General features: G+C 42.5%; 13 protein-coding genes. 10 read left to right on the forward strand and 3 right to left on the reverse strand.

Annotated elements, in window-relative coordinates; all coding sequences use genetic code 11:
• Window positions 1-55 precede the first annotated feature (55 nt).
• The 3 genes from LG003_RS11380 to LG003_RS11390 all read right to left on the reverse strand — a co-directional run bounded on the left by LG003_RS11380 (window position 56) and on the right by LG003_RS11390 (window position 4,083).
• Window positions 56-853, reverse strand: coding sequence for a prepilin peptidase (locus LG003_RS11380; RefSeq protein WP_262980754.1), 798 nt, complete (start codon window positions 851-853; stop codon window positions 56-58).
• Window positions 854-1,018: 165 nt separating this feature from the next.
• On the reverse strand, window positions 1,019-1,591 hold the full coding sequence (locus LG003_RS11385; protein WP_112876554.1) for a type 4 pilus major pilin: 573 nt from the start codon (window positions 1,589-1,591) through the stop codon (window positions 1,019-1,021).
• 665 nt (window positions 1,592-2,256) lie between these two features.
• Window positions 2,257-4,083 carry a Hint domain-containing protein gene (locus tag LG003_RS11390; RefSeq protein ID WP_262980755.1) on the reverse strand — a complete coding sequence of 609 codons (1,827 nt, stop codon included), beginning with the start codon at window positions 4,081-4,083 and terminating at the stop codon, window positions 2,257-2,259.
• A gap of 1,093 nt (window positions 4,084-5,176) precedes the next feature.
• Here LG003_RS11390 and LG003_RS11395 point away from each other — a divergent pair.
• The 10 genes from LG003_RS11395 (at window position 5,177) to LG003_RS11440 (ending at window position 13,429) form a co-directional block, all read left to right on the forward strand.
• Window positions 5,177-5,626, forward strand: a complete 450-nt coding sequence (locus tag LG003_RS11395) for a phage tail protein (RefSeq protein WP_262980756.1) — start codon at window positions 5,177-5,179, stop codon at window positions 5,624-5,626.
• A 182-nt stretch (window positions 5,627-5,808) separates the two neighbouring features.
• Window positions 5,809-6,894: a phage tail sheath family protein gene (locus LG003_RS11400; protein WP_262980757.1), complete on the forward strand. Its 1,086-nt coding sequence runs from the start codon at window positions 5,809-5,811 to the stop codon at window positions 6,892-6,894.
• A 13-nt stretch (window positions 6,895-6,907) separates the two neighbouring features.
• Entirely contained in the window at window positions 6,908-8,374 is a 1,467-nt protein-coding gene (locus LG003_RS11405; RefSeq protein ID WP_262980758.1) for a phage tail sheath family protein, read from the forward strand.
• A 48-nt stretch (window positions 8,375-8,422) separates the two neighbouring features.
• Complete coding sequence (locus tag LG003_RS11410; RefSeq protein WP_262980759.1) at window positions 8,423-9,604, forward strand: phage tail sheath family protein; 1,182 nt, start codon at window positions 8,423-8,425, stop codon at window positions 9,602-9,604.
• A 15-nt stretch (window positions 9,605-9,619) separates the two neighbouring features.
• A complete protein-coding gene (locus tag LG003_RS11415) occupies window positions 9,620-10,078 on the forward strand; it encodes a phage tail protein (protein WP_036848766.1) in 459 nt (152 codons plus the stop codon).
• Window positions 10,075-10,272 (forward strand): DUF5908 family protein, encoded by a 198-nt coding sequence (locus LG003_RS11420; protein ID WP_115827056.1) that lies wholly within the window; start codon window positions 10,075-10,077, stop codon window positions 10,270-10,272. Before LG003_RS11415 ends, LG003_RS11420 begins: the two co-directional genes overlap by 4 nt.
• Entirely contained in the window at window positions 10,269-10,961 is a 693-nt protein-coding gene (locus LG003_RS11425; protein WP_262980760.1) for a CIS tube protein, read from the forward strand. The genes LG003_RS11420 and LG003_RS11425 overlap by 4 nt, the downstream gene beginning before the upstream one ends.
• The gene (locus LG003_RS11430; protein WP_262980761.1) at window positions 10,958-12,574 is read left to right on the forward strand and encodes a phage baseplate assembly protein V; all 1,617 of its coding nucleotides are present in this window, start codon (window positions 10,958-10,960) and stop codon (window positions 12,572-12,574) included. Before LG003_RS11425 ends, LG003_RS11430 begins: the two co-directional genes overlap by 4 nt.
• A 10-nt stretch (window positions 12,575-12,584) precedes the next feature.
• Complete coding sequence (locus LG003_RS11435) at window positions 12,585-13,007, forward strand: GPW/gp25 family protein (protein ID WP_036848754.1); 423 nt, start codon at window positions 12,585-12,587, stop codon at window positions 13,005-13,007.
• Complete coding sequence (locus LG003_RS11440) at window positions 13,004-13,429, forward strand: hypothetical protein (protein WP_036848751.1); 426 nt, start codon at window positions 13,004-13,006, stop codon at window positions 13,427-13,429. The genes LG003_RS11435 and LG003_RS11440 overlap by 4 nt, the downstream gene beginning before the upstream one ends.
• The last annotated feature ends 62 nt before the right edge of the window (window positions 13,430-13,491 follow it).

Raw genomic sequence — 13,491 nt, forward strand, 5'->3', positions numbered from 1 at the left:
TACCCCAAAAGCGATCCCGCCCAAGGGAACTACACTGCGGCCCACTCATGCCTGACTACCTATTGAAAAGCGCCATAATCAATCCAGCCACGGCCAGACCTGGGCCGAAAGGTATCTGTGGCGCCGCTCTCATTCTGCATAGTCGCCAAATCGTCAGATAACTTATTAGTGTGAAACTTGCTGCAAGCAAAATCATGAATGGGAGCGCTTCCACCCCCAACCAGGCGCCAAGCGCCGCCAGAAATTTAGCATCTCCCATTCCCAACGCATCACGCTGGACCCATCTCCGGGCAATCCACGCCACCAGCCTGAAAAACAGATATCCACAAACCGCGCCACTGACGGCCAAAGGTAATGCCACAAATCCAGCAGAATGCAGATTGAACAGCAACCCTAGCCACAGCAACGAAAGCGTCAGTTGATCGGGCAGCAGCATATGTTCGAAATCAATGATCGCCAGTGCGATCAACATCGAACTCAGCACCAATAACCCTAACAACCCGTAACTCCAGCCCAACGCCAAAGCCAGTAAAGAAAAAAGTACCGCTACCGCGCCTTCAACCAGTGGATAGCGTATAGAAATCGTACCGTTACAGTACCGACAGAGCCCTTTCTGGTACAAATAGCTCAACAGGGGAATGTTATCGCGGGCCGCCAACACATGACGGCAACGTGGACAATGGGAACGGGGAAAATAGAGATTAAAGTCGGCAGCCTCATTATTGATCTCAGAGAAAATCATCATCGGCAGGCGACAGATCACCACATTAAGAAAACTTCCGACACACAACCCTAGCAACCCAGCCGCCAAGACCAGACATCCGGTAGAAGATTGCAACCACCCTATCATCATGATGATCTCCCGGCAGATTCAGCACACAACGAACCGCATTGGATAAGGGAAACAACAACAAAACCAAAGCCAGCGAAACCGGCTACTTCCCTCGCCAAAAAATGCAGCTTGAGAAGCCTTCACCAAGCCTGCCAAGCCACATATCACATCAAAACAATCAATGCCCTAACTGGCAGAAACAAGCGTCACGGTATTTGCATCATTGGCATTACATGCTGATTCAATTTGCGCCAAAGTCGAATCTGGTTTAATTTCCATGCCAGATTGCTGTCCTTTCCCACTTCCACCACCCACGGTCATTTTCGACCAACCCGCAACCCGCAATTTCAGCGAAAGTTGCTGGCAAGCCTCATCAGGAACATTTTGATACTCAATCTTAAAGGTCTGAGCGGTGGCATCGCCCGGAGAAATGATTACCTTGCCATTCCAACTATTAAAAATAATCCCGCTCTTACCATCCTGAGTCATATTGGCGGGAACGACTTTGTAATTAATGGCAATCTTGTTATCCAAACTGTCATAGCCTTTGGCGCCATTTTTAATTGACTTCAAATTTGCGGCCATCTGAGTAATATTCGACGATTCGGTTGAAATTTCCGAAGCCCGAAACAACTTACCAATCCCGGCTGCGGCGGCTGCCAATATCACAATACCAACAATCATCACAACCAATGCTTCAATTAGCGTAAAACCCGATTGACACCTGGCGCTACGCAGTACATTGACTTTCTTGTTCATGCTAATCACTCCAAAATCAAAATAAGAGACGCATTACCACTCACATACTCACCAAATGAAATAAAATATTAACGCAATAATAACATACATAAAAATATTTAAAACATTTTAGTGTTTCGTGTTGAAATTAATTCTATGAGTTACAATTTTAAAAATAAAATTGTTTAAAACGTTCAAAAATCACACAAACGATCGTCAAAAACTATCAAATATTTTAATTTCAATCGTGAATATCGATTAAAATTGATAATATAGCCTATTAAAAAATCAATGAATTTTATTCTGTCAATTAGCTGCAAGTAACAATAAATAAATATTTTTTATATATTAAATTAATTTGTTGTTAAGACTTACTGTTGTACCGAGCCTGTCACAGATCACATTTTTGTAAAAATGGGGTATGCAAAACTGTCTTTTGCTAAGGAAAAATACCTTTCATTGACTCAGGCTTTTTAAACATGGACAGCGAATTTTTGCTAACTATCTATTGAGAAAGAAATAGGGAATTTAAGCTTAAATGGAACGAAATCAACGCTAAACCTATATCTTAAATAGGAGGATGCGGTTCTTTGGCTGACCATTTATTATTTGACAAAACTAAAACTATAAGTAAAAGACCACCTCCATTAGGAGGTGGTGCAGTTTAATACTAACAATTAAAGATATTAATTTGCTATCGATACCTTTCTTTGCAGGTTATTATCACCGACTAAAATGCCACCAGCGAAAAGCAAGGCATCTTCAGGTAATAATTGACTTTTATCATCTGTTTTTTCTAACACGAAATTATACACGTTTAATGGATCTGTGTTTCTCAATTTAACTGAGCTAAGGGTAGTTTGACCATCACGAGTATGTATTGTATCACCAGCCTTAAGTTCATCGGCTTTTACTATTCCTCGTAATGTTGCAACAGGATGAGTTGGAGTCAGTGAAACTTTTTCACCGTTATTATAAATTAAATCAACAAATTCGGTATCATGGCCTACAATACGGCTTTTCACTTGTAATATACCGCCTTGCTTTGTTAGGACTTTATCACCTGGACGTATATCTTCAACCTTCTTCTTAGAACCATCAGCCATATCTATTAATGTACCTTCAGCAATACAACCATATTGAATGTTAATTGGTGGGTAAATGAATTGTCTCTTAGACGGAGTACTTGCGGGATTATTATTATAAGTGAACTGAACAGGATATGCTGAATCTGATGTACCATCAGGAGTTGTTAAAACAGTAGCTTGTAAGTCCAGTACATATCTTTCATTATTTTTCCAGCATAGTGCCCCGAAATTAGCATATTCGTTATCAGGAAGATTTTGTTTATCTTTAGAAAAATCCCATGACAATTTTCTTTTATCTGTAGTAAACGGTAGTACATGTTTCAAAAATGTCGGTTGTGAAATTTCTCTTTCAAGTTTACATGCACCACCAGTATCAAGGCCGACCAGCGACAAATCCACCCTTAGATCTACAAATTCGGTTCCTATAGGGTTCCCATCACTATCAACCAAGATAGGATCATGGAATTCAACACTACCAACTAATTCCAGGTTAATGGATGTTTTCTCATTTGGAAGACCTCGCGTCATTGGGCCATAATCGCAAACATCCGGAGTACCTTTTTCAGGATTTTTTCTATTTAAACAAACGACTATAGGGCGCATATGCTGAAGATACTCATCATAACCAGGGTCCGTATTACATATCTCCTTTTTTACATAATTAGGTGCATTAGGTGACGTGTTACACATCTTTTTTGGCACATTAGAGGGACCAAATATATTTGACTTCATTACAACAGGCCCGTTACTTATACTTATTCCATTTATTTTTCCCTGATACATTGAAACAACGATAACAGGAGATCGATTAGGATTATTGATACCATCAAGTACATTATCCTTAGGAGTAGCTTGTGTTGTATGGCTCCGTACTTGCCTGTTCTCTAGACTGCTTGAACCTGATGCGATTGCCCGTAGAGTAGGTCTATCTTTATTAAGTGCATAAATTACCAGTGTATCCTGGAACGATGAAGGAACGGTGGAATCAGGATAATAAAGGGAATTAAAAACTGTAGCTGAAATTGATTTATAATCTTTAGAAGATGTTATTATAGGCTTACCAAAAAAGTTTTCTGGTTTTCCTTCTGACCCTGTATTCGAGATAGGTATTTCATCAAATGCCTTATTCTTAATCAATGCTTCTTGCTTTGCTTTCATCGCATCAATATGTTCAAAAACATCAGGATTTTTCTGTCTTGTAATACCATTGTACTGTAACAGTGCTTTATATCCTCTCTCATAAGATGGAATAGTTAAATTGATCAATTGAGGTTCATTAGGTTTCTGAATACTGTCTAATAGTTGAGATATAGCCTTATTATCTTCGTCAGATAATTTATCTATTATTTTAGTATCCGCAAAGCATGATATTACAGGAGTAAATAACATCATGAAAAGTAAAAATATTCTTTTGTATAGAGTCATAATTTTATCCTATAAAAATAAAGATTTTGCAAACAAAGAATTACACAGACTTTATTTGCAAAAAATCATATATAAATATAATATTATAAGAATCACTACTCACTGTAGCCTTGAACGGTAGTAATTAGTATATTAATATTATAATTTCATCTTTACACAATCAACTAGTAAACATTCATAATAATCCCTCGTTATCTATCCTATCAGGTTTATTCTATATTTTTTATAATACTACCCAGATAGCTCCTTGACTATAGAAGAAATGGATATTAGAGATACATCATACTTACTTATATAAGTAATAGTCATTTTTAAGAAATCGTCAAGTTTATTGTCATACATAAAATTTCCACAAAAATATTCATGCATTATTAAATTAAAACACCAAATTATTACTATAAAAATCATCCAAACAGAATTTTACCCCAAACGAATAATCCACATTAACATAAAAGTACAATATTGCTTTATAATGACTTCCTAATTTTTACCTCAACGAATAAATATCCAATAAAAATGGCTTATCCAGTTATACAATCTTTCTAGCATCCAACAATGCGTTTTATACTTCATCTAAGTGCAGCAACAACCATAATACAGATCTCCCCATCTGTAAGGCTAATCGCATATCCCCAATCAATTTTATATCATATGTACTGACTACAATGGCTCGCAATAATCTGGATATCAATCAGCAATTATCCCTTGATTATAATATATCTATATAAAATCTCTTTTAGAATAAACTATTAACTGTAATATCATATATCCTTGAAAATAATGATATCCGATTCATTTTAAATAAGAATTACAACCTCTTTCTTATAAAGAAAAACATGAACAAATCAACGTAAAATATGATTAATAAATTCTATTGCAAACTCTATCAATTAATGATAATCATAAGATTATCTACATATCTTCATTGCTTATAATTTTTTCATTAATGAAAAAATTATTTTGATTAATCATTAAATATTTATAATAAACTTTAGCCTTTGAGAGTCAGGTTATTGCGGTAGCTATACCCATAACCCAACATTAGTAAAAAAGCGATAAATATCTTAAATACAAATAATAGAAGGAAAAAATCATGGCTATAACTCAAGAACAAATCGCCGTTGACTATCCCATCCCTACTTATCGGTTTGTTGTTTCAATCGGTGACGAACAAATTCCTTTTAACAGTGTTTCCGGACTCGATATTTCTCATGACGTCATTGAGTATAAAGATGGTATCGGCAATTATTATAAAATGCCGGGACAACGTCAGTCGATTAATATTACTTTACGTAAAGGTATCTTCTCTGGCGATACTAAACTTTTTGACTGGATTAATTCTATTCAGCTTAATCAAGTTGAAAAGAAAGACATTTCAATTAGTTTGACTAACGAAACCGGTACTGAAATTTTAATGACCTGGAACGTGGCGAATGCATTTCCAACCTCCTTAACCTCTCCCTCTTTTGATGCCACCAGCAATGAAATTGCGATTCAGGAAGTAACGCTGACAGCAGACAGAGTCACCATTCAAGTTCCTTAACATTGAGGGTAATTTATATCCACAGTAACAACCTATTCGGGTGTTTATATTGAAGAAGATAATCGTCTGACATAACGAATTGCGCTAACACATGATGCTCAATATTGTCATGGCTCATCCATCCGACTGAATTCATTATCTTACAGTTCGCGCAAAATATCGCACAATAACCTGGAGGCAATATGCCAATAACCCCAACTTATCCCGGCGTTTATATTGAAGAAGACGCTTCGCTGTCACTCTCCATTAGTTCCAGTGCAACGGCAGTGCCTGTTTTTGCTGGCGCTGGCGCAGATATCAATCCATTAATACCAGATAAGCCCTATATTCGCATTAGTAACTGGCTGGAATATCTGACACTCACAGGTAGACAATTTGATCCTGCCAATATACTTGATATTGCACTGCGTGCTTATTTTATTAACGGCGGTGGATATTGCTATCTCGTCAAAACTCAAGACTTAGAAACACAAGTGCCAAAACTTGATGATGTGACATTACTGGTTGCTGCCGGAGAAAATATTACTACTGCCGTAGGAACACTTTGCCAACCAGGCAAAGGCTTATTTGCTATTTTTGATGGCCCACCACTTGATACCGATATAAAAGACCCAGAAAAAGTACGCCAGCCTTACCCTGCTACGCCTTATGCCGCCGTTTACTACCCTTGGCTGACCGCCGAATGGGGAGAAAAGAAAACCCTGGTTGATATTCCGCCTAGTGCCGTCATGGCCGGTATTTATGCCAGTGTCGATAGCAGCCGAGGTGTCTGGAAAGCACCAGCTAACGTGGCTATTCAAGGTGGATTACAACCCAAATATCCGATGACTGACGACCTGCAAGGAAAATATAACCAAGGTAAAGCACTGAATATGATCCGTACCTTTCCTAAGAGCGGCACACTGGTCTGGGGTGCTCGCACACTTGAGGACAAAGATAATTGGCGTTATATCCCTGTTCGTCGCCTGTTTAACAGTGCAGAACGGGACATTAAAAATGCCATGAGTTTCGCGGTGTTTGAACCCAACAGCCAACCCACCTGGGAACGAGTACGCAGTGCCATCAATAACTATCTATATAGTCTGTGGCAGCAAGGTGGTTTAGCGGGAAATAAACCAGATGAAGCTTACTTTGTTCAAATCGGTAAAGGCGTCACCATGACCGATGACGATATCAGACAGGGCAAAATGATCGCCAAAATCGGTATGGCGGCAGTTCGCCCAGCCGAGTTTATTATTTTGCAATTCACTCAGAATATGAACCAGTAAAAGGGGGGACAATATGACCACACAAACCTCCTATCCTGGCGTCTATATTGAAGAAGATGCGTCATTAGATCTGTCTGTCAGCCAAGGCAATACCGCAATACCTGTTTTTATTGGGCGTTTCTCACCGAAAAAAATAGAAACCCCACCGTTACAGATAACGCATATTAATAGCTGGCTGGATTTTACTGATCTGTTTAATGTAGGTTGTATTACATCGATAGAAATCACATCAACTAAAACTGAACCTAAGCCATTGTCTCCCACTCCTGTTCCCCAAAAAAGCGAAGGCAATGCGGAAGCCAGAAGTGATATGGAGGTCAAAGACGATACACAAGTCAAGGGTAATACAGAAGTTGTTCCCACAACAAAGACCACTATTCAGGTAGAAAATGGAGACCCCGGTTACACTTATGGTGTTAATGTCGATACCTACACGACAAGCAGTGACGCCTTAAAACTTTATTTTCAAAATGGCGGTGGACCCTGTTACATCCTACCACTTTCTGATGTAGAGTTGATAGGAAGAAACCTCAACTTAATCCCTGAGTTAATTGAGCAGGCTTTAGAAATTACATTAATAATCTGCCCTGAAAAGGATCAGGTATATAAGAATGCGATATATAAATCGATATATAAATCACTAACTCTTGCCGGATATTTTCTTATCGCTGACAGCGGGAGTAAAACAGATACACTCAGCAATGATATTCATGTACCATCACAAACCGCAACGTATTATCCGGCGGTTAAAGTCTCACAACTTATTCAAGCAGAAGATAGCCAGATAGCAGTATCAGGTTATCAAGATGCAAAAACAAAACCCGATGAAGTCAAAAACCTGGCGCAACTCAAAGAGAAAAACCCAACTATCTACCAACAAGCGGTTCAAGCAATACAGGACGAAATAGCCTCCAGCGACAACACCATTCCTGTCAGTGCTGCCATGGCTGGCATATATTGTGCCACTGATGCCAGCCGTGGTGTCTGGAAAGCACCAGCGAATGTTGTGCTTAACGGGATTAGTGATGTTACCGAAAGACTCACCGATGATGACCAAAGCACCATGAATCCATTAGGCATCAATGCCATCCGCTATTTCAATAATCGAGGGTTTGTTGTGTGGGGCGCACGTACTCTGCAAAATGATGATAACTGGCGCTACATTCCAGTTCGGCGTTTATTTAATAGCGCAGAACGCGATATCAAGCAGGCAATGCAATTTGCCGTCTTTGAGCCCAACAGCCAACCCACCTGGGAACGAGTACGTAGCGCCATCAATAACTATCTGTATCGACTGTGGCAACAGGGTGGTTTAGCAGGAACTAAACCAGATGAAGCCTATTTTGTCCAGATTGGTAAAGGTGTCACCATGTCCGACGATGACATTAAACAAGGGAAGATGATCGTCAAAATCGGTATGGCTGCCGTACGCCCGGCTGAATTTATTATCCTGCAATTTTCGCAAAATGTAACACAGTAACCCTACTGAGGCGCGGTTCGCCGCGCCTGTTCTATTGAGGAAACAAGAATGGAAATAACACAGCCCGGCGTCACCATCACGGAGAACCTGATATCTCAGAAACAAGATGAGGCATTTGTCGGTATACCCGTTTTTATCGGCTATACCCAACCTGCTGAAAATAACCATGCCAGTGATAAAACCGCCATCAAACTCAATAGCCTGGCCGATTTTACCCTGTCATTTAAACAGACGGGATTAATGTACTATTCCGTGCGCCATTTCTTTGAAAACGACGGTCAGCAAGCCTATGTGCTGTCACTAGGTAATTATAAGGATCGAAAAGATTTTCAATCAATTATCACCGCTCTACAGCAAGACTCAGTTACGAAAGCAATCTCCACAGAGAGCGAAATCACGTTAATTGTCGTGCCCGATATTGCCCACTTTAATGATCTCCGCGCCCAAAAAGACCTTTGGCTACAATTCTGGCAATCAGTACTCGATCTTTGCAAGAGTCGGCGCGGCATTATGGGATTACTGGATGCGCCAGACGATCCAACATTAGCCGCTGATTGTCTGGCTCAGTTTTCCTCAAATGATCGACAATGGGGTGCAGTATATTGGCCAATGGTGAAAAGTGCCTATCAGGAAAAAAACCAACCTATCGTACTCTCACCTACCGCTGCGGTCGCCGCCATTATTCAGCGTAACGATAACCAACAGGGCGTATGGACTGCTCCCGCCAACGTCGCATTAGCCAAAGTTATCAGCCCGGTACGTTCTTACATTGAGGCCAATGCACTCTTTAACCCGGATGGCGCCTCTCTGAATCTGATTCGCAGCTTTCCCGGTAAAGGCATACGCGTATGGGGATGCCGCACGCTGGAAAACACCAATAATACGCCATGGCGTTACCTGCAAACCCGGCGTCTGGTTTCTTATGTCACCGTACATTTGGCGCAATTGGCCCGTATGTACATCTTTGAACCTAATAACGAACTGACATGGATGAAATGCAAGGGGCAAAGTTACAACTGGTTACGACAACTGTGGTTACAGGGCGGTTTGTACGGCTCACGGGAAGATGAGGCATTTACTGTGCTGTTAGGGGTAAATGAGACGATGACCGAAGAGGATATCCGTGCCGGGAAAATGGTCATGAAAGTCGCCCTGGCCGTATTGTCTCCCGCTGAATTTATTGAGATCAGTTTGGTCTTTGATACCCAAACGGGAGCGCTTTTGTCTTAAGAAGGAAAGAGCACAATGAACGATTATTACACCCCCGTGGTATCCCACCGTTTTATGGCGAGTTTTATTTTTAATGGTATTCCCGATCCGCTGGATATCCGCTTTCAGCGCATTTCCGGCCTGAGTCGGGAGCTTCAGGTGACCCAGCACAGTCAAGGCGGCGAAAACGCCCGCAATAACTATCTGGCCGAGAAGATCCAACACGGCACATTAACGCTGGAACGTGGCGTGATGACGGTTTCTCCTTTGACCTGGATGTTTGACCGCGTATTGCGCGGAGAAAAAATCGCCTATGCGGATGTGGTGATTATGCTGTTAAACGAAAATTTATTGCCCGTATCCAGTTGGACACTGAGCAATGCCTTGCCGGTACGCTGGCAAACCGGCGACTTTGACGCGAACAGCAACGCCATTTTGGTGAATACCCTTGAACTACGCTATCAGGATATGTGCTGGTTGGGAGTCAAAGTATGACAGTAGAAATCAGAGAATTAATCATTCAGGCAAAAGTGGTGTCATCAGCGCCAATACGACCAACGCAAGCGACTGAATCAGACCGGCAAGGCCATTCGTTGATTCAGGAAAGTCTGGATGAAGCAATCCTGATTGAAAAAATTAAACGCGAAGTGTTGGCCGCATTACGCGATGAGGAAGGGTGGCGTCCATGAGTCTGATTGAACGTGGTTTAGCAAAGCTGACCATTAATGCTTATAAAGACAGGGAAGGGAAAATACGGGCAGGCACAGTGCAAGCTATGTATAACCCCGACTCCCTGCAACTGGATTACCAAACGGATTATCAACAATCTCAGGCTATTAATAGTGAGAAACAAAGCAGTATTTATGTACAGGCCAAGCCCGCAGGGTTATCCCTTGAGTTGATTTTTGATGCCACGATGCCGGGTAACAAAACCCCCGTTGAAGCTCAGCTAATGCAGCTCAAGCAACTGTGCAGCGTGGATGCCACCAGTAGTGAAACGCGGTTCCTGCAAATTAAATGGGGAAAAATGCGTTGGGAAAACCGCGGTTATTTTGCCGGCAGGGCGAAAGGTCTGTCTGTGAGTTACACCTTGTTTGATCGTGATGCCACTCCCTTGCGGGCGCGGGTTATCCTGACACTGGTGGCGGATGAAAGTCTGGTCTTGCAGGAGACAGAACAGAACCTGAAATCGCCGGCAAAAATCGCCTTACGGGTACAAGATGGCGCATCGCTGGCGCTGATGGCAGCGAGTACGGCATCAACTCTGTCCGGCGGCGTCGATTATTTGACACTGGCCTGGCAAAACGGTCTGGATAACCTCAATGGGTTTGTACCGGGTGAAATATTACAGGCCACCAAAGGAGAAGACGCACCATGAGCCATCAACTGAAAATTATTGCAGATGGCAAGGTATTGTCTCTTTTGGCCGCCGTCGATGTGGATACCTATTACCGTGTTAACAGCATCCCTTCGGCAACGCTGAAATTCAGCCTGCCGGACAGGCCACTTTCCTCTTTCAGCCAGACAGATGTACAGGCAGAACTGGCCCATTGTCAAGTAGGCAAAACCCTGCGTCTGGAAGTGACTGATGGCGGCCGGAAATCGGTGTTGTTTAACGGCCTGATTACCCGTAACACGTTGAAGATCAAAAATAAGCAATTATTGCTCACGTTGCTCGTCAAACATCGCTTGCAACTGATGGTGGATACCCAACATTCACAACTGTTTAAAGATAGCAATGAAAAATCAGTCTTAAACACCCTATTGAATCAGGCTGGCATCAAGGCTCACTTTGAACAGATAGCCGCGTTAGATCAAAAGCATGAGCAGATGGTGCAATTTCGCTGTTCAGACTGGCGTTTTCTGCTGTGTCGGCTATCAGCCACTGGCGTATGGCTGTTACCCACGACAGAAGGTGCCCGGCTTGTCCAACCTGAATCCCTGAAATCTAACTCAACCTATACCCTGAAAAACCGGGGGGATGAGAAAAAAGATATCGTCGTCAAAGATGCAAGCTGGCAGTTTGACAATCATCTTAACCCCGCTTCACTGGAAGTCAGTGGCTGGGATATCAGTAAACAACAGGAGTTGTCAGGCGGCCGCTACGGCAGTGTTGCCGTGGGGAAAGAGGCACTCTCCCCTGATAGGCTGGCGTCTTTGAATAAAACAAGTTGGGACATTCGCTACAGCAGTCCGTTAACCACCCAAGAAAGCGGCTATCTGGCACAGGGACTATTGCTGAATCAGCGTGTTTCTGGCGTCACAGGCGAATTCCTGCTTAAAGGCGATGGGCGTTATCAGTTAGGGGATAACATTCAATTAACGGGATTTGGTTCACAATTGGATGGTACAGCCAGCATTACGGCGGTTCGCCATCGTTTTAACCGACGAATTGATTGGGAAACCACCCTGAGCATGGGCTTACAACAGGAATATCTGCCCGTGTTGCCCGATGCCCCCGAACTGCATATTGCGACAGTAGCAAAGTATCAGCAGGACAAGGCAGCCTTGAACCGCATTCCGATTATTCTGCCGGTGCTGAATCGCCCGAATGAATTTCTGTGGGCAAGGCTGGGAAAACCTTACGCCAGCCACGAAAGCGGTTTCTGTTTTTACCCGGAACCCGGTGACGAAGTGATTGTCGGATTCTTTGAAAGTGATCCACGTTATCCGGTGATTCTGGGGGCAATGCACAATCCGAAAAATAAAGCGCCTTTAGAACCTACCCAAGATAATCAGGAAAAAATTTTGGTGATTAAACAAGGTGAAAACCAACAACAAATTGTCATCAATGGCAAAGAAAAAATTATCCGAATCAATGCGGGAGATAATCAAATCACGCTCCAACAGGATAAAGATATTTCTCTGTCAACGAAAAAAGAATTAACACTGAAAGCACAGACAATGAATGCCCAAATGGATAAATCGCTCAATCTGTCCGGCAAAAACAGTGTTGAAATCAAAGGTGCCAAAATTAATCTTACCCAGTGAAAGGTGAACAATGGAAAACCAAATACTGACACAACTCTATGGTCGTGGTTGGGCGTTCCCTCCCGCGTTTTCCCTTGAAAAGGGGGTGGAAATGGCTGAGGGGGCGGAAGATGTGCGCCAGAGTTTGCACATTCTGTTCAGCACTGAGCCGGGGGAGCGCCTGATGCGCGAAAATTATGGCTGCGGATTAAATGATTTTATGTTTGAAAATATCCGCAACGAATTGTTTGCTGAAATTGAATCCCGTATCCATGACAGCGTATTGCGTTATGAATCACGGGCGGATATTACGGATATCCAAGTTCTTCAATCACCAAACAGCAAGAATACCCTGCAAGTGCAGGTCATGTACCGCCTGCGGGGAAGCGATATCAATCAGCAAATTCAGGGAACACTGGCACTGAGTGAAGGTCGGGTAATGGAGGTGGTATGAGTGAGTCCATTGTGACAGACGGTGACATACTCCAGTTTGATCCCAACTTTGGAAATCGACAGGTGACGGTTTCCAGCCCGGGTAAGATCAGCGGTAAAGGACATGCGCAGGTAAACGGCAAGAAAGTCTGCATTCTGGGGGATGAGAAACAAGTCAGGGTTTCTGCAACCTATATCACAGCAATGCATACAACACCGGGAACCGGCACCATTACCATCAGTGCGTTGGATGCCAGCCAGCAAGCCCTTCAATGTACCAGTGGCGCGGCATTAATTATCAAGGGGCAGAAGTTTACAGCCATGTTTACGCCTCAATCACCCGCCATCAATAATACCGTGAACCCGCCGCAACCGGATGTTACAACGCCTTCATCGGGCAAAGGCAGTTTTATCACTCAACAAAATTTTGCCACCGTGAATTAAGGCATTGGCTGAAACAAACCGAAATTAAACAGTGTGAATAATCCTTTATTCACAGAGGAATC

The organism is Photorhabdus kleinii, from assembly GCF_025384885.1.
GTDB classification, from domain to species: domain Bacteria; phylum Pseudomonadota; class Gammaproteobacteria; order Enterobacterales; family Enterobacteriaceae; genus Photorhabdus; species Photorhabdus kayaii.